The sequence below is a fragment of the Pseudophaeobacter profundi genome (genome assembly GCF_029697505.1).
GTDB lineage: Bacteria > Pseudomonadota > Alphaproteobacteria > Rhodobacterales > Rhodobacteraceae > Pseudophaeobacter > Pseudophaeobacter profundi.
This window is the reverse complement of sequence record NZ_JARJEF010000019.1, coordinates 23,103-45,578: the sequence shown is the minus strand read 5'-3', so window position 1 is coordinate 45,578 and position 22,476 is coordinate 23,103. Positions and strand designations below refer to the sequence as shown.

The 22,476-nt window shown below is 58.9% G+C and carries 20 protein-coding genes and 1 tRNA gene; 7 read left to right on the top strand and 14 right to left on the bottom strand.

The window, feature by feature from the left end; all coding sequences use genetic code 11:
• Window positions 1-113: 113 nt before the first annotated feature.
• Window positions 114-731, bottom strand: coding sequence for a type I restriction-modification system subunit M N-terminal domain-containing protein (locus tag P2081_RS19270; RefSeq protein ID WP_278924421.1), 618 nt, complete (start codon window positions 729-731; stop codon window positions 114-116).
• Window positions 732-979: 248 nt separating this feature from the next.
• On the opposite strand from P2081_RS19270, the gene P2081_RS19265 reads away from it, so the two are divergent.
• Entirely contained in the window at window positions 980-1,447 is a 468-nt protein-coding gene (locus tag P2081_RS19265) for a GIY-YIG nuclease family protein (RefSeq protein WP_278924420.1), read from the top strand.
• 224 nt (window positions 1,448-1,671) lie between these two features.
• Here P2081_RS19265 and P2081_RS19260 read toward each other — a convergent pair.
• The 10 genes from P2081_RS19260 to P2081_RS19215 form a co-directional block, all read right to left on the bottom strand.
• Window positions 1,672-1,746: transfer RNA gene (locus P2081_RS19260), tRNA-Gln, on the bottom strand.
• Window positions 1,747-1,859: 113 nt separating this feature from the next.
• Window positions 1,860-2,855 (bottom strand): NADPH:quinone reductase, encoded by a 996-nt coding sequence (locus P2081_RS19255; RefSeq protein ID WP_278924419.1) that lies wholly within the window; start codon window positions 2,853-2,855, stop codon window positions 1,860-1,862.
• Window positions 2,856-2,931: 76 nt separating this feature from the next.
• Window positions 2,932-4,719, bottom strand: coding sequence for a transcriptional regulator (locus tag P2081_RS19250; protein WP_313790364.1), 1,788 nt, complete (start codon window positions 4,717-4,719; stop codon window positions 2,932-2,934).
• Between the two features lie 641 nt (window positions 4,720-5,360).
• Window positions 5,361-6,308, bottom strand: coding sequence for an MBL fold metallo-hydrolase (locus tag P2081_RS19245; RefSeq protein WP_278924418.1), 948 nt, complete (start codon window positions 6,306-6,308; stop codon window positions 5,361-5,363).
• Between the two features lie 209 nt (window positions 6,309-6,517).
• Window positions 6,518-7,693 (bottom strand): ABC transporter substrate-binding protein, encoded by a 1,176-nt coding sequence (locus P2081_RS19240; protein WP_278924417.1) that lies wholly within the window; start codon window positions 7,691-7,693, stop codon window positions 6,518-6,520.
• A 47-nt stretch (window positions 7,694-7,740) separates the two neighbouring features.
• Entirely contained in the window at window positions 7,741-9,636 is a 1,896-nt protein-coding gene (locus P2081_RS19235) for an AMP-dependent synthetase/ligase (protein WP_278924416.1), read from the bottom strand.
• 11 nt (window positions 9,637-9,647) lie between these two features.
• Window positions 9,648-10,421 carry an ABC transporter ATP-binding protein gene (locus tag P2081_RS19230; RefSeq protein WP_278924415.1) on the bottom strand — a complete coding sequence of 258 codons (774 nt, stop codon included), beginning with the start codon at window positions 10,419-10,421 and terminating at the stop codon, window positions 9,648-9,650.
• A complete protein-coding gene (locus P2081_RS19225) occupies window positions 10,421-11,188 on the bottom strand; it encodes an ABC transporter ATP-binding protein (RefSeq protein ID WP_278924414.1) in 768 nt (255 codons plus the stop codon). Before P2081_RS19225 ends, P2081_RS19230 begins: the two co-directional genes overlap by 1 nt.
• Entirely contained in the window at window positions 11,185-12,270 is a 1,086-nt protein-coding gene (locus tag P2081_RS19220; protein ID WP_278924413.1) for a branched-chain amino acid ABC transporter permease, read from the bottom strand. The genes P2081_RS19225 and P2081_RS19220 overlap by 4 nt, the downstream gene beginning before the upstream one ends.
• A gap of 4 nt (window positions 12,271-12,274) precedes the next feature.
• Window positions 12,275-13,150: a branched-chain amino acid ABC transporter permease gene (locus tag P2081_RS19215; protein ID WP_278924412.1), complete on the bottom strand. Its 876-nt coding sequence runs from the start codon at window positions 13,148-13,150 to the stop codon at window positions 12,275-12,277.
• Window positions 13,151-13,620: 470 nt separating this feature from the next.
• On the opposite strand from P2081_RS19215, the gene P2081_RS19210 reads away from it, so the two are divergent.
• Window positions 13,621-14,232: a TetR/AcrR family transcriptional regulator gene (locus P2081_RS19210; protein WP_278924411.1), complete on the top strand. Its 612-nt coding sequence runs from the start codon at window positions 13,621-13,623 to the stop codon at window positions 14,230-14,232.
• Between the two features lie 26 nt (window positions 14,233-14,258).
• On the opposite strand, the gene pcaQ is transcribed toward P2081_RS19210, so the two are convergent.
• A complete protein-coding gene (pcaQ, locus tag P2081_RS19205) occupies window positions 14,259-15,233 on the bottom strand; it encodes a pca operon transcription factor PcaQ (RefSeq protein WP_313790363.1) in 975 nt (324 codons plus the stop codon).
• A 62-nt stretch (window positions 15,234-15,295) separates the two neighbouring features.
• Between pcaQ and pcaC the strand changes: the two genes are divergently transcribed.
• The 4 genes from pcaC to P2081_RS19185 are packed head-to-tail and all read left to right on the top strand — an operon-like array spanning window position 15,296 to window position 17,935.
• Window positions 15,296-15,712 carry a 4-carboxymuconolactone decarboxylase gene (pcaC, locus tag P2081_RS19200; RefSeq protein WP_278924410.1) on the top strand — a complete coding sequence of 139 codons (417 nt, stop codon included), beginning with the start codon at window positions 15,296-15,298 and terminating at the stop codon, window positions 15,710-15,712.
• The gene (gene pcaH, locus P2081_RS19195) at window positions 15,709-16,449 is read left to right on the top strand and encodes a protocatechuate 3,4-dioxygenase subunit beta (RefSeq protein WP_278924409.1); all 741 of its coding nucleotides are present in this window, start codon (window positions 15,709-15,711) and stop codon (window positions 16,447-16,449) included. Before pcaC ends, pcaH begins: the two co-directional genes overlap by 4 nt.
• A complete protein-coding gene (gene pcaG, locus P2081_RS19190; RefSeq protein WP_278924408.1) occupies window positions 16,449-17,075 on the top strand; it encodes a protocatechuate 3,4-dioxygenase subunit alpha in 627 nt (208 codons plus the stop codon). The genes pcaH and pcaG overlap by 1 nt, the downstream gene beginning before the upstream one ends.
• A 14-nt stretch (window positions 17,076-17,089) precedes the next feature.
• Window positions 17,090-17,935 (top strand): 3-oxoadipate:acetyl-CoA acetyltransferase, encoded by an 846-nt coding sequence (locus P2081_RS19185; RefSeq protein WP_278924407.1) that lies wholly within the window; start codon window positions 17,090-17,092, stop codon window positions 17,933-17,935.
• 96 nt (window positions 17,936-18,031) lie between these two features.
• Here the strand turns inward: P2081_RS19185 and cueR are convergent, their stop codons facing one another.
• Both cueR and P2081_RS19175 read right to left on the bottom strand, forming a co-directional pair.
• Complete coding sequence (gene cueR, locus P2081_RS19180; RefSeq protein ID WP_278924406.1) at window positions 18,032-18,448, bottom strand: Cu(I)-responsive transcriptional regulator; 417 nt, start codon at window positions 18,446-18,448, stop codon at window positions 18,032-18,034.
• Complete coding sequence (locus tag P2081_RS19175; protein ID WP_278924405.1) at window positions 18,435-20,978, bottom strand: heavy metal translocating P-type ATPase; 2,544 nt, start codon at window positions 20,976-20,978, stop codon at window positions 18,435-18,437. The genes cueR and P2081_RS19175 overlap by 14 nt, the downstream gene beginning before the upstream one ends.
• A gap of 301 nt (window positions 20,979-21,279) precedes the next feature.
• Here P2081_RS19175 and P2081_RS19170 point away from each other — a divergent pair, with 301 nt between their 5' ends.
• A complete protein-coding gene (locus P2081_RS19170) occupies window positions 21,280-22,392 on the top strand; it encodes an S-(hydroxymethyl)glutathione dehydrogenase/class III alcohol dehydrogenase (RefSeq protein ID WP_232405706.1) in 1,113 nt (370 codons plus the stop codon).
• Window positions 22,393-22,476 lie beyond the last annotated feature (84 nt).

Below are 22,476 nucleotides of genomic sequence, written 5' to 3'. Positions count from 1 at the left end.
TCCCATGTCTATCACTCCCAATCCCCCCAACGAAAACCGTCGGGGCAGTGTGTTCACATGGGTCAATTCTCAGTGACAATTTATCGGCATACCGGGTCAGTTCTCAGTGACAATCAACAATCATCGCCTTCTTGTGGATCGACCAGTCGCGCCATCAGCGAGGACACCTCTGCCGGGGTGTAGAATTCGCCGGCCTTTTTACCCGCCGTGGCCGCAAACCGGGAGATCAGATATTCATAGGCGCCGCCGATGATATCCAGCTGCCCCACACGGGTGGGCCGCAGGTCGAGCGCCGGTTTGGCGAAGTCTTCCAGCAGGTGGCGAAGGATGTCGTTCTTCTGCTCCTCATCGCCCAGTTTATTGGAGTTGAAGCTGATATCCTGGAACACATCGCGCAGTTTGGTGATGTTGGCCTCTTCGATGGCATGCAGGGCCTTGTCGATCCGCTCCCCATTGCCGGGTTCATGGCGACGTTTGTGCAGGTTGGAGAAGCTGGCACCCTGGGGCAGCACGAAGGCTTCTTGCTGCATCATCGCGTCAACCAGTTCCGGGGCATCGGGATGCTCGGCCTGGTAGCGGGTGAGATGATCCTGCCAGACATCGCTGAGATACTTCAGGAACAGCAGGGTCAGCACGTAATCCTTATAGATCGAGGGGTCGACGACGCCTCGGAAAGTGTCACAGGCTCCCCATGCGGCTTTGTTGATTTCAGATTGGGTAACGGGGGTCATTCAAGCATCCTGCCAGGAGAATTTTCGCGATATTTCAACAGTATCTTGAGGGGGCGGCCCGAACTCAAGCACAAACGGCCCTCCGGTGGCATTATGACCGGGCAGCTTGCCACACATGCTTACAGGATTAGTCCACTGCCGCCACGCTTGCTATGGTTGTGGCCAGCTGAAAAGATATGATCAGAAAATCCTAGTGTAGAGCTCAATGCCCTCCGGCCATCGCCTTCACAACCCTAAGGACGCCATCAATGGACGCAAAATTTGCCACAACGATAGAGAGCCTTCACCCCTCATTTGAAAGGTTATTGGAAATGCCCCCGTGCTCTGCTGGGCAACTGCCACGCGGGATGCCCGCGTCCGGAGTGTATCTGTTCAGTGACGGCGAGCAGCATCTCTACGTCGGAAGATCCCGCAACATGCGCCGCCGCTATGGCCTGCATACACGTCCAAGTGCCGACCATAACCAGGCCAGCTTCGCATTTCTGCTGGCAAGAGAAGCGACTGGGATGCTTACTGCCAGCTACAAACAAAAAGGTGGGCGCAAGGAACTAGCCAAGGATCCCGGCTTCATTCGGGCCTTCGCTGAAGCTAAAAGTCGAATTCGCAATATGAACTACCGGTTCGTAGAAGAAACCGATGGAACACGGCAAGCATTGTTAGAAATATACTGCGCGGTTGCCTTGGGAACGCCCTACAATGATTTTCGAACGCACTGACCACATTCATCGTCAAAAAGGCGGGCGTCACAGCAAGTCACTCAGGCGAAAAATCCCAGGAGATACGGTGGCAAAACAGGGGAGCTCAAACACCGGGTGTATTGGGTGCCTAGAATGCTCATAGCGCCCCAATAAACTGTGACCCGTGCGACACACACCGAACTGTAACACCGGCGGCTTACGAGCCTCACCTATCCCACTGAATTATAAAGAAAAAGTGTTACTGGCTGGGGTGGTAGGATTCGAACCTACGATCTTCAGTACCAAAAACTGTTGCCTTACCACTTGGCCACACCCCATCAGTGAGCGGCGTTCTAGTGCGAGTTTGGGGGGGGCGCAAGGGGATTTGAAGAAAAAAACAAAACTTTTTCTCCCCACCCTCATTCGCCCCCCGAAAACAGGCGTAAACGCCCTAGCTATCGTTGAGGCGGATCAGGACAGCGCCCTCGCGCGCGCCAGCCTCTACCGCCTGATGTGCAGCGCAAACCTCTGAAATATCGTAGACCTTTTGGATATCAAACTTCAGCGCCTCGGCCTCTAGCGCATCATTGAGACGTCGGATCGCCCTGTCGCGTTCAACTGTGCTCAGCAGGTAAACCAAAATGATATCCACCGTCACAGCCTTGAAGAGCAGCGGCATGAAGGGCAGCTTGGGCGACATCTCGCGGGCCGATCCATAGGCGGCGATGCGGCCGTTTTCTGCGATCACCTGGGCATCCGTGTCGATGTTGCAGCCGAGCTCGACTTCGACAATCAAATCGACGGGGTTGCCATCATTTGCAGTCAGAACCTGATCCCCGAGGTCCTCGGCGCGGTAGTCCAGCACCGTATCGGCGCCCGCGCGCCGCGCGCGGTCGCTGCCCTGGGCACCACAGGTCGCAATGACCCGTGCGCCGCCCCATTTGGCAAGCTGGACGGCCAGAATACCTACGGTCCCCGCCCCGCCCTGTACCAGCACTGTTTTACCCGTGACATCGCCCTGACCAAAAACTGCGTGACAGGCGGTCAGCCCCGGAATGCCAAGCACTGCGCCTGCTTCCAAGCTGACATTATCGGGCAGCGGCACGGCCTGCGCGGCTGGCAGGGTGATTTGTTGCGCCGCAGTGCCACAGGCGCGGCGGAACTGGCCGTTCCAGATCCAGACGCGCTCTCCGATACGACTGCTAGGCACACCGTCGCCCACAGCCGAGATCACCCCGGAACCGTCACTATGTGGAATGATATATTCCCAGGGAAAGCCAGTGAGACCGGGCTGACCACGCGTGCGGGTTTTCACATCCGAAGGGTTCACCCCGGTAAAGGAAACCTCGACCAGAACCTCGCCGTGATCAGGGCTCGGGGTGGGCAGTTCTTCCAACTGCAAAACCTCGGCGGCGGGCCCAAAGGCGCGGTAGGTGATAGCTTTCATAGTGGTAATTTCCTTGTGTTTTGTCTTGTCTGCCCGGTTCAAAAGCGGACCGCAGGTCGCAGCGACAGGCAATCCGCTATTTGCAGGATTGGGCGCAGAATACAGGGCGACAGCCGGAAAGACAGGGCCAAGATGGGGATTTCACCCGGTCCCCTGCCCCGCATCGAGACTGCGCCGCGGCGACGATCACAAGAGGTCGCGAAAGATCAGGCCGGAACGCCCGCTTGTTTGAGCGCATCTGCCCAGGCGTCCCCCCCCCCTGCGCAGCCGCACCGGGGTGTTCACTACTATACTGCGTCAGGTTAAAACTGGGAGAGGCCGCCAAGAGGTTTTGCACTGCGGCGCGCGCCTCGCCAGATCGACCGGCCAGTTGCAACGCAATCACCTTGGTACGCAGGCTGGCGGGATAGGCCGCATTGGCCTGCAACGAACGATCAGCCAAAGCCAGCGCGCGGTCGTAGTTATGCGCCGAAAGATTGGCAAATGCCGATACCGAGTCGAAATAATACTTCTGCGGCCCAAGTGGCGATAGGCGGCGCGCCGCATCGGTCAGTTCCACCGCCTCAATCGGGTGCCCCTGATAGGCCCAGGTGGCACCTTTCAGCAAAATCGCCAGTGCCTCGTTCGGGTTATCCTTCAGGGCCAGATCGTAGGATTCTTGTGCCTGCTCAAAATCAAACAGAAGATGGCTGGAAATCGCGCCTTTCAAGGTATGGGCGAGCGAAAAAGAAGGATCGGATTCCAGGGCAGCACCGGCGAATTGATTGGCAAGCCCCGCATCCATTTGACGGTCGCTGGAGAAGCCTTTTTGCACCCGCAACACATGCCAGAACCCAATCCAGGTCAGAACCAGCGGGTGTTTTGGGTCACGCTCCAGCAGAACCTTCAGCACCTCACGCGCGCGGCTGAAACGTTCCGGCGTCATTTCTTGCATCATCGAGATTGCCGCCATCAAAAGCATATGCCCTTCCAGACTGGGAAGCGGCTTGAACCCCGCAATGCGCACGGCCTCCCCGATCAGCGTCTGGCCAATCTGCCGCGTCGCCTCGCAGAGTGCCTCGCTGCGGCCCGTCATCAAATCCGGCAAGGGGCCCTCAAAATGGCGCGACCAGATCACCTGCTCACGCTCTGCGTCATGCAATTCGATCTCGGCGGCCACCACTTGGCCATTGGCCCGCACCGACCCCGATACCAAATATTTCACTCCGGCAACGGCAGAGACCTCAGAGGGGCGCACCCGGGTCGCATCAAACTGCCGCGAGGCCAGATAAGAGGTCACGGTAAAGGCCTGGCTGCGCGCCAGACTGCGCGACAATTCCTCTGCTATGAGAGAGCCCAGCGGCGAGGTGTCCTCTCCAGGTGCCAATTGCACAAAGGGCAAGACAGCGATCAGCGGCAACAGTGGTTCGGGCCGCAGGCGCCGTTCCTGCAGCGGCACCTGGCCCCGGCGCGCCTGGCTGCGCAGCGTATCATGCCGGATCTGCTGCAACCAGCGGGCAAAATTCGCCTCATGGGGCAGTTCAAATCCCTCCATGAATTCGGCATCGCCAGTGCCATCCTCAAAGGCAACACCATTCAAATCCAGGATAACCCTTTCGCGGTTCGCGCTAAGCAGGGCTGCGGCCTCTGCGCCGAGATGGCGGCGCGGTGTCGACAAAGCGGTGCGCAGGCTGGCCTTGGCCTGCTCTGGCTGCGCCAGACTCCACAGGGCTTGCTCCAGAAAGGCCCGGGTGCGTACCCCGGTATCCGCAGTACAGAGCAAAGCCAGAAGTGCCTGATGTTTAGCACCCAAAGGGATTGGTGTTCCGTCGCCCAGAGCGACACTAAAGGCACCAAATTGACCGACACGCAGCAAAACACTCATGAAACACCCACCAGACAACACTAAAGTATAATTAAAGTACAGCAATTCTCCCTTAAATTGTAAATAGTAATCACCATCAAATGAATTGAGAGAGACGTTCTCAGACCAAAACGGGAACACGTAACAGTGCAATCGATGATGCTAAATTATGCATATTCAATGACCTACGTCAGTCCCTCCCACTATTGGAAAAAATTCACTTTGATGAGGTGTTTTCTGCGCCAAACAGCCCTTTCAATCAAAAAACGACACGTGCGTATTGCGACCAGGTGAGTCGAATGACACCGTTGCCGCCCTGTCCCCCATGCAAAGTGGCATGATTCCCTCATGAAATATGGCGCTATGGTTGACCTTTTTCTGCATGCAAGCAGGCGCAGTCTCGAGACACAGTCGCGCAAGTTTCGACCAAAGGCCTGTGAACGCGGCTGTTCCCACGCCCGCCTTTGGTAAATCGACGGCCAGAAATACTGCCGCTGCCTGCTGCTACATCCCATTTTTCTGGGAAAAATGCCTCACCCCAATTCGCCAGAAAATTAAAGAGAAAAGGCAAAAATCAGGGTCAAAACACTAAATTAATTAATTCATTTAGATATACAGGTCAGAGACAACAGATCCCCCAGGAACATCCGGTGATAGCCCAATCAATTCACCGCATCGGGAATGAATTGAAAGCCGCTGCCCAGCAGTTCAACCCGGCCAATACCACCCTGCGGCAGATGGGCTCCAATCAAGCGCATTTGGTCATGTGCTAGCATATCCAACAGCCTTAAACGCGACTTTGCCGCCTGCTCTGTGTCTTGATCGGTGCCGATGGGCCAGCCCGGTTCAGCAAAGCTGACGTGGTGGTTGCCGATGGCATCCCCTCCAATCAGCAGGCTCTCTCCTGATGAGCGCAGAGCGAAGCACATATGCCCAGGTGTGTGGCCATAGCTGGCCTGGGCTTCGATACCTGGCAAGATCTCTTGGCCATCTTCAAACCGGGTGGAGCGTTCTGCCACGATCTGCATCCGGCGGCGCGCCCCTACCGCCATTGAGGCCCGCTCCTCGGAAATGGTCGACGCAGTATTGGGGTCAAACCAATAATCCCATTCAACCCTGCCCATCAGATATTCGGCATTGGAAAACAATGGATCGTCAAAATCATCCAGCACCCCCCAAAGATGATCCGGGTGGCAATGGGTAAAGACAACATGGGTCACCTCTTCGGGGGACAGACCTGCGGTTTCCAGCGCCGCGAGCAGACGCCCGGCAGACGCCTGGAAACTGGGGCCAGCCCCGGTATCAAACAGCACCACCCGGTTGGCATCCCGCAGCAGGGTGACATTGATCGGCGGCTCAATGGGACCTGCCCCGATCCCCTTGGCCTGCAGGATCTGGTCCACTGCGGCGGGTTCCAGCCCGGCAAACAGCATCGCACGCGGCAGCACCAGATGGCCATCCGACAGGGTCTGCACCTGCATGTCCCCAATGGTAAGATCCGCTGCCCCTGCTGTTGCCCAACCCTGCGCGGGCAACAGGAGCCCCGTGGCCAAACCCGTCGCCAAACCAGTCATGACGTCGCGCCGGTTCACTGTCATATCTTTTCCCATTTGGTTTTCCGCGCCTTCCAACGTTAAAATACATTCTTACATGCGAATTTATATGAGATTGCATCTTAATTCAACGCAACATCAACACGCCCAAGCCGAACCTGCTGCGCAATAGCACATAAAAAAGCCCGGCGTGCCTGTGGCAAACCGGGCCTTGTCTTTTGTCAGCCCCGCAATCTAGCGCGGGGAACCGCCGACTGGTACGCGCCTTACTGGCGGCTCAGCTCTTTCCACTTGCCGCCTTCGACAACCGAAATCACGATGTCATCAGCACCACGGTGATCATCGGTACTGTAGGAGATCTCAGTATCGGTCAGCTCGTCGAAATACTCGAGCGTTTCCATACCCTTGATAAAGGCTTCCTGCGTCAGATCGGGACCTGCCGCTTCCAGCGCGCGCACCACGGTATCCGCAGCCGAATAGCCAAGCATGGCAAAGCCGCTTGCTGGCTGGCCAAACATCGCATCATAATCCGCGATGAACTTGGCAGGGGCCTCGTCTTCTGCGCGCGCGATCAGGTCAACCCAGCCAGCCGCAGCATAGAGCCCCTCTGTCACGCCACCAGGCACGGCGGCGACAACATCCAGGAACCCCGCAGATGTGTTGAGGAATTTGACGTCGGTCCAGCCCAGCTTTTTGGCGGTGCCAACAACAGTGATACCCTGACGCACACCCAGCGCCATGGCAATGACGTCACAGCCCGCGGCCTTCAGCTTGGTCAGCGAGCCGACAAAATCCAGTTCATCCGGTTTATGGCTGGTTTCAGCAGCATAGTTCAGGCCCAGCTTTTCAGTCGTGGCCTTGGCGCTTTCCTGAATTTCCTTGCCAAAATCCGATGGAATATACATCGAACAGATTTCCTTGGCGTCGAATTCGCCAGCCAGATAGGTCACCCCGGCATCCACCTGATCATAGTAGCTGGAAAAGCCGATGAACTTGTTTTCGACTGGATCCTGCAGCATCTGACGCGCCGAAGACAGGGGGCCGATGTTGGGAATACCCTTTGGGTCCAGCAATTTAAAACCGGCAGTATTCATTGGCGTGCCCAACGACAGCAACATGCCAAAGACCTTGTCGCGGTTCAAAAGCTTGTTGTAACCCTGCATCGCGCGCGGGATCTGATAGCCGTTGTCTTCAACCACAAAGCGGATCTGGCGCCCATGCACACCGCCTGCGGCATTGACCTCGGCAAAGCGCATATTGGCACCATTGGTGGCGGGAACCCCGACCGCCGCAAAGATGCCGCTGAGGTCATTGACCGAGCCGAACACCACCTCGCTGTCGCTGACGCCCTGGCTTTCGGCCTGCACAGCAGAGCCCGCGCCAAGCGCCAGAGCGCCCGCCATCAAGGTCCCCGCCATCACTTTGGATGTTAGTGTCTTCATTTCCATTTCCTCCCTGGATTGATTCGCGGCGCGTTTGCTTCGCACCGTCAATACATGTCGTCGATCAGTGCCTTATGCTTCTTCTCCACAAAACTGCGTTTCAATTTCATTGTCGCCGTCAGCTCGTCATCCTCTGCGGTCAACAGAACATTGATCAGGCGGAAATCCTTGATCTGTTCCACTCGGGCAAAATCCCGATTGACCGCCTCCACCTCTTGGCCGATCTGCTGCACCACTTCAGGGGCGGCACAGAGCGACGCAAAGTCACTAAAGGGTATCTTCCGGTCTTGGGCAAATTTTTCAACGTTTTCCTGATCGATCATGATCAGACAGGTCAGGTATTTGCGCTTGTCCCCGATCACAACCGCATCCGAAATATAGTGGCTGAACTTCAACCGGCTCTCGATTTCGGCCGGGGTGATGTTCTTACCGCCCGCCGTGATGATGATATCCTTGATCCGGCCGGTGATGGTCAGGTAACCCGCATCATCAATCCGGCCAACATCGCCCGTGCGTAACCAGCCGTCGGCAGTGAAGGTTTCGGCGGTCTTTTCGTTATTGCGCCAGTAGCCCTGAAAATTGTTCAACCCAAGGGTCTGAATTTCACCATCCTCGGCGATCCGCAGCTCAATCCCCGGCAGGGCGCAGCCAACGGTGCCGGGGAGGTTTTTCTCCAGCGTGTTGATGGTGGCAATGCCGGCGTTTTCGGTCATGCCGTAACCTTCGATCAGCGGCACCCCAATCGACCAGTACCAGTTCAGCAACTCGGGCGAGATTGGTGCCGCCCCTGTGCCGCCCCGCCGCATCCGGTCCATGCCCAGCATCCGGCGCAGGTTGCGCAGCACCATGAAATCCCAAAAGGCATAGCGCGCCGCCACCCCAGCCGGGGGTTGTTTGCCATACATCACATATTTGGCCCGCGCCTGCCCTGCCTTGATGGCGCGCTGGAACGCCCAGCGCCCCATCGGCGTTGCCTCTTGCGCCATAACCAGAACGCGGGAATAGATCTTTTCCCAGACCCGTGGCACCGCAAAAAACGTCGCGGGAGAGACCTCTTGCATATTGTCAAAAACCGTCTCTGGGCTTTCAGCAAAATTCACGGTGCTAGAGGCCGCAAGCGGAAAATAGACCGAGACATTGCGCTCCAGAATATGGCACAGCGGCAAAAAACACAGCTGTTCATCATCCGGGTTCACAGCCAGGCCGCGCGCGCCAGATTCCATCGAGGCCAGTACGTTTTCATGCCCCAGCATCGCGCCCTTGGGCATGCCCGTGGTGCCAGAGGTATAGATCAACATGGCCGTGTCTTCGGGTTTGGATTCGGCAATTCCTGCCTCAAAGGCACCTGGATGCTGGGCTTCATAGGCCTGCCCCAATGCGCAGAGATCTTCGAGAAACAGGCATTTATCCCGGTCCAGACCATGCAGACCGTCGCGATCATAGATGATCACCTTGAGCAGGCTGGGCATCTCTGCGGCAACTTCGAGGTATTTATCCAACTGTTCGTCATTTTCGACAAACAGGAACCGGCTTTCGCTGTCATTGACCAGATAGGACAGCTGCGATGCGGAATCGGTGGTATAGACGCCCGAGGCAATGCCGCCGACCCCCTGCACCCCCATGTCGGTATACAGCCATTCACGGCGATCTTCGCTAAGGATCGACACCACTTCGCCGCGTTTCAGCCCCAGAGAGACCAGCCCAAGGCCAATCCATTTCGCCTGCTGCCAATAGGTGGACCAGGAATAGGATTTCCAGATCCCCATGTCTTTTTCACGGTGGGCCGTGCGCTCTTGCAGCGCCATGCAGCGGGCCTGGAACAGTTTTGGCACCGTATCGCAGCCATCCACCAGAACCGGGCGTTGCCCCGGTTCCGCGTTGTAAGAGACGCCATTGATTTCAATCTGGGCAGGTCCGGTCTGTTTGACGACTTGCATATTCATCTCTCCGCCTCCTAGCGCCATGTCTTCTTGCGTTTCCAGCGCTTTTCACCGCGCTGGCCCTCTTCTTGGTGGCCAAGGTAGAAGGATTTGATGTCCTCGCTTTCCATCAACCGGTCCGCCGATCCATCCATCACGATCCGGCCGATTTCCATCACATAGCCCACGTCCGCCAGATCCAGCGCAATACGCGCGTTTTGTTCCACCAGCATCATGGTCACATGTGCTTCGGCATTCAGACGGCGCAGGATGGCAAAGATTTCCTGCACCAACAGCGGCGACAGCCCCAGGCTCGGCTCATCCAGCAGCATGATCTGCGGCCGTAGCATCAGCCCGCGTCCAATGGCCAACATCTGCTGCTGACCGCCCGACAGCGTGCCTGCCTCCTGGTTGCGCCGTTCCGCGAGGATCGGGAAATACTCAAAGACCATCTCACGATCGCGCTCTATCTCGGCCTTGTCAGAACGGGTATAGGCGCCCAGGCTCAGGTTTTCATCCACGGTAAGCAGTGGAAAAACCTCACGCCCTTCTGGCACATGCACGATGCCATGTTCGACGATGCGATGCGGTTCCTGGCCCTGAATGGGTTTGCCGTTGAACAGCACCTGCCCCTTTTCGGGATCCATGATGCCCGAGATGGTTTTCAACAGCGTCGATTTTCCCGCGCCATTGGCCCCTAAAACAGTGACGATCTGGCCCTTGTCCACTTTCAGCGAAACGCCGCGAATGGCCATGATGGGGCCATAAAAACTCTCGAGGTTTTTGATTTCCAGCAAAGGTTCACTCATCACACAGCCCCCGCACCCAGATAGGCCTCGATGACCGCCGGATTGGCCTGGACCTCTGCCGGTGTGCCCTCGGCCAGTTTGGCGCCATCCGCCAGGGCCAGCACCCTGTCAGACACCCCAGAGACCAGCCCCATGTCATGTTCCACCATCAAAACGGTGATCCCCATCTGTTTGCGGATATCATCAATCCACCAGCGCATATCCTGGGTTTCCTCGACTGACAGGCCCGAAGCGGGCTCATCCAGCAAAAGCAGGCGCGGTTTTGAGGCAAGCGCACGCCCCAGCTCAACCACCTTGCGCACCCCATAGGGCAGCCCGGCGATCATCTTGTTCCGGTAAGGCTGCAGATCGAGAAAATCGATCACCTCCTCAACCGCCTCACGGTGGCGCTCTTCTTCGCGGCGGACACGCGGCGTAAAAAACATCTCTTCCAGCAGCGTGGTCTTGCGATGGCGGTGCCGCCCGACCAGCAGGTTTTGCAACACGGTGGCATGTTCAAACAGCTCGATATTCTGAAAGGTCCGGGCAATTCCCAGGTCAGCCACCTGATCGGCCTCGCGGTCGAGCAGGTTGTTGCCGTCAAAGGTGAATGTTCCGGCAAAAGGCTCATAAAAGCGCGAAATCAGGTTAAAGGCTGTGGATTTCCCCGCCCCGTTTGGCCCGACGATGGCGTAAACTTCCCCCTCTTCAACAGAGAAGCTGAGATCATTGACCGCAACCACACCGCCAAACTTGAGCGTGGCATTTTTGATTTCCAATAGGCTCATCTCAGGCGCTCCGTCTTCAGGTAGGATTTCTGGCGGCGGAACATGTCCTTGCGCGCAAATGGGAACAGCTCAAACCAGGTGCGGATTTTCAGCCACCGCCCGTAGATCCCCATCGGTTCAAACAGGATGAACAGGATCAGGATCATCCCAAATACACCGGTTTCCAGCCCAGGAATGGCGACACCACTGCCCACAACGTTGTCCTTCAGGATCGACAGCGCCTGCGGCAGAAAGGCGACAACCACGGCGCCAAAGAACGCCCCGTGGATAGAGCCAAGCCCGCCAATCACGATCATCATCAACAGGGTGATGGAAATCACCAGGCTGAAGGTCTCGTTGTTGAAGGTGCCCGCGTAATAGCCCATCAAGGCGCCGGCCCAGCCGGTGATCATGCAAGACAGGCCAAAGGCCTTGCCCTTGGTACGGGCGATATGCACCCCCATGGCCGTGGCCGAAACCTCGCTGTCACGCACCGCAGCAAAGGCACGCCCCAGGGGGGAGCGCAGCAAGTTGCGGTAAAACAGGGTGCAGATGATGGTGACAACCAGAACAAGGTAGTAGAACCGTGATGGCATCGACCAGCGCTCGATCTCAAAGCCAAAGATGGTGATCATTTCCGGGAACTTGCCAGAAACACCGCCGCTCCAATGTTCGGTCAGCACGATAATGTCATCAGCCAGAACCGACAAGGCAATGGTGGCAATTGCCAGATAGATCCCGTGCAACCGCAGTACCGGAATAGCAATGATCACGCCGATCAGCCCGGTTAGGATCCCCGCCAGCGGAAAGGCAATAATGAAGGGCACGCCCTGCTCGATCAGGATGGTATTGGCGTAGCAGCCGATTGCCAGAAAGGCTGCGTGACCCAGGCTGGCCTGTCCGGTCTGCCCCGTAAGCAGCATCAGCCCCAGGCCTGCGATGGCCCATATCAACACATTGGTGACCTCGCCCAGAAAGAACTCGTCCAGCAGGTAGGGCAGCGCAAAGGCCAGCACCAGCAGTGAGCCATAAATCGATAGGGTCCAGCGATCAGGAAACAGTCGGATATCATGCGCATAGGATGTTTTGAAATGAATCCGCATTGGCTTACACCTTCTTCACGCGGACCTGACTGAACAGACCATGAGGCCTGAAGACCAGCACGGCCAGCAACAGCGCATAGGGCGCAATTTGTGAATATCCTGCAGCAAGATAGCGTGCAGCAAAGGGTTCAATGACCCCGACGATAAGACCACCGGCCAGGGCACCGGGAAGCGAGCCAAAGCCGCCAATCACTGCCGCGGCAAAGGCCTTGATCCCCAAAAGCCCGGCATTGGGATCAATCGCCCCCTTGGAAGCAAACAGAATGCCCGCAACCGCAGCCGTGGCGCCGGACAGCCCCCAGACCAGCCCCTGCACCCGTTTCACCGGGATGCCCATGAAATAGGCCGCCATCTGATTCTGACTTGCAGCCTGCATCGCCAAGCCCAGCTTGGTACGCTGAAAGAACTGATACAGGAAAAAGGTCATCAGGAAGGTGACGATAATAATGGCCACATCCGCCATGCCCAGCACCACACCGCCAAGTTGCAAATCCCCCAGCGCCAGCGGGCTTTCCAGCGTCTGCGGCTCATGCCCCCAGATCAACCCGGCAACAAAACGCAACACGAAGCCCATGGCAATTGTCAGGATAACCACCGCCGTCTGGCTCTGGCCAAAGAGATGGCGCAGGACAAACAGGTCCAGCAGGTAGCCAAAAACCGCCATGATCGAAATCGCCAGCGGCGCGGCAATCCAGAACGGCAGATCCATATATTCCGCATTGGTCAGACCAAGGCTGACAAAGGCCCCGATCATCATGAAATCACCCTGGGCGAAATTCACCGCTTCGGTGGCTTTGTAGATCAGCACGAATCCAAGCGCGATCAGGCCGTAGACACAGCCATTCGCAAGCCCACTGACCAAGAGCTGCAATACTTCCAAATTTTCCTCCCCCCGTTCCTAAAGAACGGTTCCTCGCCCGGTCATATCCGGGCCTTAGCGCCTTCTTTTGTGGGTTTGCGCGCTGCCTCCTCAAGCCGCGGAATCCCAAGCGTCTAAAAACAGACTACTGAGTATGTTTTTCACCTGTCAATCGGCGAGACCCTGCGTCAAATGCTGAAAAACCGCCTATTTTTGATGCCAGACACCCCTTAGGCTGATTCTCAAACTGGCCTGCCAAGCACCCTCTGGCCGCGCCTATAGGTGATCGTTTCTATCAGGTCTTTGGCACTGCTTCGCCAGGGCGCGGAGTGGCTTCTGGCTACGCATATCCGCCCCCTGGCCCGTCCGCCTGGGCTATGGTATTTTAGCACCACTGCCGGGATTGCCTCTCGCCAAGCGGGTCTGATAAAGCCCCGCCTAGGCAGAGCTGTATTCCAGCAGTGTCCCACCCCGAACGGCAGGCAGAGGCCATGTTAGAACAGATCAGCACCTCCAAGAGCGAGATTCTGGATGCAGCTGCCCAATGTTTCATGACGCTGGGCACCGACCGGGCCTCGGTGGATGATATTGCAGCCCAGCTGGGATCGACCAAGGGGCGGATCTATCACCACTTCCCGTCAAAAGGTGCCCTGCTTGCGGCGGTGCAGCTGCGGGCGGCGCGCTTCACCCATCGTGCAGTGGCACAGGTGATCGACCCAAGCCTGCCTGCCGCAACCCTGCTGGAACAGATGGCACGGTGTCACGTCTACGAGGTGTTGAACTCGTTGCCCTATCACAAGGTCATCCTGCACACCTATGCCGGGACAAGCCCCAAAGCCGTAAGCGAGGTCGAGCGCGACCTGCAAGAAAAGCTGCGCTGCGGGCAACGCCAATATGAGATGCTGTTTCGCAACGAGCTGGCCCGTGGGATCCGCGAGGGCAGCTTTGAACCGCGCAACCTGACAGTGGCGGTGGCCGGGTTATTGCTGATCCTCAATTCTCCGGTGTTTTGGTTCCGCCCCGAACGCGGTGCCTCACAGCAATTCATTGACACCATTGCCCGCGATGTCAGCAGCATGGCCCTGGCCAGCCTGCGCGCCTAGGGTCAGGTCCCGGCTCAGATCTCGGCTCAGATCCCTGTCTGTGGCTGCGCCAACCCAGAACACAACCGCCGCAAACTGGCGCAAAACTGCGCCCCCAGACCCGACAGTTGATGCTCGCTGCGAATACACAGGCCCACCGGCCCCTGGGTGCTGGCGGTATCAATCGGCAGCTCTTGCATCACCCCGGCGGCCAGATCACTGCGCACCACCCCCTGGCTGATGATCCAGATGGCCCCGTGTTCCAGTACAAAGCGGCGGCCAAAGCTGGGTGAGACCGTCTCGATGGGGGCCTGCGGCATCAGCAACCCCTGTTCCAGAAACATATGGTCCACCAGCGAGCGAATGATCGCCCCCGGCGGCGGCATCAAAACCGGATGCGTCTGCAAGGCCCCCGGCGGCAGCTGCGCCCGGCCAGCCAGCGGGTGACCTGCAGCCACCACCACCGCCACGGGTTCGTGAAACAAAGGTTCGAAATCAATACCCATCATACGGTCAGGTGCCGGCAAACGACCCACCACCAGATCCAGATCCCCCCGGCGTAGCTGATCCAGCAGCGTGTGATTGTCACCAGTTGCAACCGAAAACCGGCTTCGCCCGCTGCCCGCCCCCAGCTGTGCCAGGGCGTCCGGCACCAGGCTGGCACAGGCCGTGGGCAGCGCCCCGATGGACAGCCGCGCCCCCTCTGCCGCCTCTAATCCCTGCAACATGGCGACCCCATCGCGGGCCAGTGCCAGGCTGCGCCCAGCGTGATGGCGAAACATGTCGCCATAGGGCGACAAGCGAATGCCGCGCCCGTGCCGCTCCACCAGCGGCTTGCCGCAGACCGCCTCCAGCTCACGCAGGGCACGGGTCACAGCGGGCTGGGTCAGGCCCAGGGCCTCTGCCGCCTGGGTCACGCTGGCCTGGCGGGCCACTTCGACAAAGACTTCCAGGTGGCGCAGTTTAAGCTGAGAAGAAAGACGCATATCACCCTCGGAATGCAACCATGCTAATTTTCGCATTATACCGTTCATTTTTGATATGCGATACTGCCGTAGCCCCGCAACAGCAGATGAGACCGCAAATGAGCAGCACACGATATGATCAGGGCATGGCCACCCGCCGCGCAGTTCTGGGCACGGCCCATGTGGATCGCGCCGAGGCCGCCAAAACGGAGATGGACACCGCCTTTCAGGCGCTCATCACCGAGAGCGCCTGGGGCACTGTCTGGGCCTCGCAAGGCATTGCCCAACGCGAACGTTCCATGCTGACACTGGCACTCTTGGCGGCGCTGGGGAATTTTGATGAAATCCCCATGCACATTCGTGCTACCGCCCGCACCGGGGCCAGCCGCACCGATGTGATCGAGGCCTTTCAGCATGTGGCGATCTATGCGGGTGTCCCCCGCGCCAACCATGCCCTGAAACTGGCGAAACAGACCTATGCGGAAATGGAGGCTGAAGCCGCCGCCCAAAGCCCTGAGGAGGAGACCCCAACATGACCAAAGCCCCCCAAAAACAGGGTGAGTTCTACCAACGCGACCGGCGCTGGCACCCGCCCGCCTATGCCACGGATTATAAAACCTCGGTGGCACGTTCCCCCAAGCTGGCGCTGATCAGCCTGGAAAACACCGCCAGCGAAATCACCGGGCCGCGCTTTGGCCATTCGGATATCACGCCGATCGACAATGATCTGCTGTCCAACTACGCCCAGCCCGACCAGAGCCCGATTGGCGAACGCATCATCGTGCATGGCCGGGTGCTGGATGAAAACGCCCGCCCCGTTCCCAATACCCTAGTCGAGATCTGGCAGGCCAATGCCAGTGGCCGCTATCGCCACAAAAAGGACGCCTATCTGGGCGCGATTGACCCCAATTTTGGCGGCTGTGGCCGGACCATGACGGATGAGAACGGCTACTATTATTTTCGCACCGTAAAACCCGGAGCCTATCCCTGGCGCAACTGGGTCAATGACTGGCGCCCCGCGCATATCCATGTCTCGATCTTTGGTTCTGGCTTTGCCCAGCGCCTGATTACCCAGCTCTATTTTGAAGGCGATCCGCTGATCAAGACCTGCCCGATTGTGGCTACCATCCCCGATCCGGCGGCCATTGATCAATTGATTGCGCGGCTGGATATGAATGCCACCATTCCGCTGGATACCATCGCCTATAAATTCGACATCGTGCTGCGCGGCCGCCGCTCGACCCTGTTTGAAAACCGCCTGGAGGGGAACTGATGCCACAGCAAAGCGATTACCTGAAAGAGACCCCATCGCAAACTGCCGGTCCATATGTGCATATCGGCCTGGCCCCGGGTGCCGCCGGATTTGAAATCTACGACCAGGAATTGGGCCAGGACATCGCCGGCCCCAATGCCAAGGGCGAACGTATCCGGGTGGAAGGTCTGGTCATTGATGGCATCGGCTCGCCCGTCAAGGATGTGCTGCTAGAGGTTTGGCAGGCCAATGCCGATGGCATTTACCCGCACCCAGAACATGCCGGGCACGAAACGGTCGAGACAGGCTTTCGCGGCTGGGGACGTGTCATCACCGATTTTGAAACCGGTGAATGGGCATTTGACACCGTGAAACCCGGCGCGCTGATGGGGCGCAATGGCCAGATGATGGCCCCGCATATCAACCTGTGGATCGTGGCGCGCGGCATCAATGTCGGGCTCAACACCCGGCTATATTTCGACGACGAGGCCGAGGCAAACGCCGCCGACCCGGTGATCAATCTGGTTGAGTGGGAAAAACGCCGCAAAACCCTGGTCGCAAAACGCAGCGAGCGCAACGGCCAGGTCGTATACCGTTTTGACATCTGCCTGCAGGGCGATGACGAAACCGTCTTTTTTGATATCTAACGGAGAGAGCAAGCATGACCACCTCCCCCCAGGGCAAGCCCTGTATCATCTGCGTTGCCATCACCGGGTCCGTTCCGCGCAAGGAACACAACCCGGCAGTGCCCGTGACCATTGCGGAACAGATCGAAAGCACCCAGGAAGCTTTTGAGGCCGGGGCCTCCATTGCCCATTGCCATGTGCGTAACGACGACCAAAGTCCAACCTCGGACCCCGAGAAATTTGGCCTGCTGCTGGAAGGGCTTAACAAGCACTGCCCCGGCATGATCGTGCAACTTTCAACCGGTGGGCGCTCGGGCGCGGGCCAGGAACGTGGTGGCATGCTGTCGCTGCGCCCCGATATGGCCTCGCTTTCGGTCGGATCCAACAACTTCCCCACCCGCGTCTATGAAAACCCGCCAGAGCTGGTGGACTGGCTGGCCAGTGAGATGCGCAACTATGACGTCAAACCCGAGATCGAAGCCTTTGATCTGTCCCACATTCACCAGGCCGTGAAGATGAACGCTGACGGGCGGATCAATGGCAATCTCTATGTTCAGTTTGTCATGGGCGTGAAAAATGCGATGCCGGTCGACAAAGAAACCTTTGATTTTTATATAAAAACAGTAGAACGCCTAGCACCCGATGCCCAGTGGTGCGGCGCTGGCATCGGCCCCGGCCAGATCCAGATCAATGAATGGGCCATCGCGGCGGGTGGTCATACCCGCACCGGGCTGGAAGATAACCTGCGCCTGAACCGCGAAACCCTGGCACCGTCGAATGCCGCGCTGGTGCAGCGCGCGGCAGAGCTTTGCGACAAGTACGAACGCCCCGTCGCCAGCTGGCAGCAAGCCCGTGACATTCTGGGGCTGCGCCCCGCCTAATTCCGAGCACTCGGAATAAAACAGGCAGGTCCCGAACGGGCCTGCCTGTTTCTTCATGTGCGACCACTGCACGCATATCTGCACCAATGGGAGCGCCTAGGCCTTTACCCCCTGTTCGGGTAGGTCTGTCTGGCCTGCCAGATCTTTCAGGATTGGACAATCCGGGCGGTTGTCGCCGGCGCAGCACTGGACCAGTTCGGTCAGGGTTTCCCGCATCGCCTGCAAATCGGCGATCTTGGTTTCGATCTTGCGCAGATGTTCCAACGCCAACTGCTTGACGTCACCGCTGGCACGGCTCTCATCTTCATAGAGCGCCATCAACAGGCGGCATTCTTCGATGGTGAAGCCCAGCGCCCGAGCCCGCCCCAGAAAGGCCAGCTTATGCAGGTCTGCCTCGACAAAGCATCGATAACCATTCTCACTGCGGTGCGGCTTGATCAGACCGATGTCTTCATAATAGCGAATGGTCTTGGCCGGCAGGCCCGAACGGGTTGAAACGTCACCGATATTCATGCTGACCTCCTGTTGTCGCAGCCTGTTGCGCCGGGCGAGACGTGGCATCACCCACGCCGGGCTGCCCTGCCTCTTCATCTAAGCTGGATTTCAGCCGATGCAAGCGCAGCGCATTGGTCAGCACAAAGACGCTGGACAGCGCCATGGCCCCCGCCGCAAGGCCAGGTGACAGCAGCCAGCCGCCAAAGGGATAAAGCACCCCGGCCGCTACCGGCACCAGCAAAATGTTGTAGCCAAAGGCCCAAGCCAGGTTCTGACGAATATTGCGCAGGGTGGCACGGCTCACCGTCATCGCGTTCACCACACCGCGCAGATCCCCCGAGACCAGCACCACATCTGCGGCCTCGATCGCCACATCGGTGCCAGTGCCGATGGCAAGCCCCACATCTGCTGCAGCCAGCGCGGGGGCATCGTTCAACCCATCCCCGACAAAGGCCAGGGTGCCATATTCTGCCTGCAGCGCCTCCAGGGCGGTGACCTTGTCGCCGGGCAGGCATTCGGCGCGCACCAGATCAATGTTCAGGCGGGCCGCAATAGCCTGGGCCGTGGCCTCGGCGTCGCCAGTGATCATCGCCACCTTCACCCCCTGCGCCTGCAAGGCCAGGATCGCCTCGGGGCTGCCGGGCTTGATCGGGTCGGCAACCGCCAGCGCGGCGGCGGCGGTGCCGTCGATGGCGACATAGAAAGGTGTCTCACCTGCCTTAGCCCAGGGGGCCGCCGCCGCCACAAGCGCCGCAGCCTCAATGCCTTCGCGCTGCATCAGACGGGCGGTGCCGACCAAAACCTGCCGCCCTTCGACCTTGGCGCGCAGGCCATAGCCCGGAATTGCCTCGACCGCTTCGGCCTGGGGTAGGTCACTGCCGGCAGCGGCAACCAGGGCGCGGGCGATGGGATGTTCCGACTGCGCCTCGGCGGCACCGACAAGGCGCATCACCGCATCACGCCCAAAGCCGTCGCTGGCGGCAAACTGTGTCAGCGCGGGATGGCCTTTGGTCAGGGTGCCCGTCTTGTCCAGCGCCACCACCTGCACCGATTGCAGCCGTTGCAACGCATCGCCCTTGCGAAACAGCACCCCAAGCTGCGCTGCACGGCCAATGCCAACCATGATGGAGGTGGGCGTTGCCAGCCCCATGGCACAGGGGCAGGCAATGATCAGCACCGAGACCCCGGCAACCAGCGCCAGCGGCAAGGCCGGCGCCGGCCCAAGCAACATCCAGGCCAGCACTGTCAGCGCAGCCACCAGTATCACGGCAGGCACAAACCACAGGGTGATGCGATCCACCAGCCCCTGCACCGGCAGCTTGGCCCCCTGTGCCTGCTCTACCATCTGGATGATCTGTGCCAGGGCAGTATCCCGGCCAATATGGGTGGCGCGGTAGTCTAGCGCCGCCGCGCCGTTCACCGTCCCGGCCGAGACAACAGCCCCTGCGGTTTTTTCAACGGGAACAGGTTCACCACTGAGCATGCTTTCATCGACATAGGACTGGCCGGATATGACCTCCCCATCCACCGCGATCCGCCCGCCGGGCCGCACCCGGATCACGTCGCCCGCCACGATGTCGTCAACCGGGGTTTCCACCAGTTGATCGCCGCGCATGACCTCGGCAGTTTTGGGCTGCAGGCTGACAAGCTTGCGAATGGCCGCTCCGGTGCGCCCCTTGGCGCGTGCCTCTAGCAGGCGACCGGTAAGGATCAGCACCACGATCACACAGGCGGCCTCATAGTAGACATGCGCTGTCCCTGCGGGCAGCAGGCCGGGGGAAAAGGTGGAAATGACCGAAAACCCATAGGCCGCCGCCGTGCCCAGCGCCACCAGCGCATTCATATCCGGCGCACCGCGCAACAGGGCCGGAATCCCGAGGCTGTAAAACTGTCGCCCCGGCCCCGCCAATACCGCCGTGGCCAGCACGAACTGCATTAAATAACTGTTGAACTGGCCGATATTGGCCATCACCCAGTGGTGCAGACCCGGCACCATATGGCCGCCCATCTCGATCACAAAGACCGGCAGAGTAAGGATGCCAGCAATCAGCAACTGACGTTGCAGACGCAGCTGTTCATCCGCCTTGCGCTGCTGCACCTGGGCCTCTTGGTCCTGGATGTCTACATCAGCGCGCCGATGCGCCGGATAGCCCGCATTGGCGCTTGCCTCGCTCAACTGCGCGGCGCTGACCATGCCTGACAGATAGTCTACCTCTGCCCGTTCGTTTGCCAGATTGACCTGCGCCAGGATCACCCCTGGCACCGCCTGCAAGGCGGCCTCGGCACGGCCAACACAAGAGGCACAGCTGAGCCCGGCGATGTCCAGGCTCAGATGCGAGACCTCTGCCGGGTAGCCGGCACGATTCAGCGCCGCAACAATATCCGCCATCGGTAGACCGGCGGCGGCCTCAACCTGCGCCTTACCCGTTGCCAGATTGACCGAGGCCGCCTTGATGCCCTCGACCCCGCGCAGGGCTGCCTCGGCTCGACCAACGCAGCCTCCACAGGTAAGCCCTGATATTTGCAGTGAAATTTTCTGATATGCCATTCTCGTCAATCCAGAGGTTTTGATCATCTGCCCCTCATATGGGGCTTCCAGTCAAGGGAAGGTCAAGGCCTTCTTGACCAAAATTCAGCATTATTGGTCGCATTTGGGATCTGCCTGCCTGCCGAAGAAAGTTAGGCTCGCCCCACCCTTGCCTGTTGAGTTTGGCGAATGTAACGCTAGACGCAGCGATCCTTGCGGGCGCGGCAGCGCGCTGCCACAAACCAGGGTGAACACGGCTCCAAATGATCCTGGCGCCCATGGGTGCAGGGTCAGACAATACAAACGAAGGATCAAACACATGATGCGCACGCGTGCCGCCGTTGCTGTCGCTCCGGGCAAACCGCTCGAAGTGATGGAAGTGAACCTGGAAGGCCCCAAGGCCGGTGAAGTGCTGGTGGAAATCAAGGCCACCGGCCTGTGTCACACCGATGAATTCACCCGCTCCGGCGATGACCCCGAGGGGATTTTCCCTGCCATTCTGGGCCATGAGGGGGCCGGCATTGTGATCGAAGTGGGCGAAGGCGTCACCAGCCTGGAAGTCGGTGATCACGTGATCCCGCTCTACACGCCAGAATGCCGCGAATGCGAGTACTGCCTGAACCCCAAGACCAACCTCTGCCAGTCGATCCGCACCACCCAGGGCGCGGGCCTGCTGCCAGATGGATCTACCCGGTTTTCGATGCTGGATGGCACGCCCATTCATCACTACATGGGCTGTTCGACATTCGCCAACCACACCGTGGTGCCCGAAATCGCGCTGGCCAAGGTGCGCAAGGACGCCCCCTTTGACAAGATCTGCTACATCGGCTGCGGTGTCACCACCGGTATCGGCGCGGTGATCAATACTGCCAAAGTAGAAATCGGTTCGACCGCGATTGTCTTTGGCCTGGGCGGCATTGGCCTGAATGTGATCCAGGGGCTGCGGCTGGCCGGTGCCGACCAGATCGTCGGTGTTGACCTCAACCCCGGCAAGGTCGAGATGGCAACGCATTTTGGCATGACCGATTTTGTCAACCCAGCAGAGGTGAGCGGCGATCTCGTGGCGCATCTGGTCGAGCTGACCGGCGGCGGCGCTGATTACACCTTTGACGCCACTGGCAATGTGAACGTGATGCGCACCGCACTGGAAGCGGCGCACAAGGGCTGGGGCGAAAGCATCATCATCGGGGTGGCCCCGGCCGGCGCCGAGATCTCTACCCGCCCTTTCCAGCTGGTCACAGGGCGCAGCTGGCGCGGCACCGCCTTTGGCGGCGCTTCGGGACGTACCGATGTGCCTAAGATTGTCGATTGGTACATGGATGGCAAGATCGAGATCGACCCGATGATCACCCACAAGCTGACGCTGGATCAGATCAACGAAGGCTTTGAGCTGATGCACGCGGGCAAATCCATTCGCGCGGTTGTCGAATTCTGATCGCAGCACAGACCTGAAGATAAACCAGAAAGGCGCAGCCCATATCGGGACTGCGCCTTTTTTGTTGGTTCAGCCTTGGTCCCG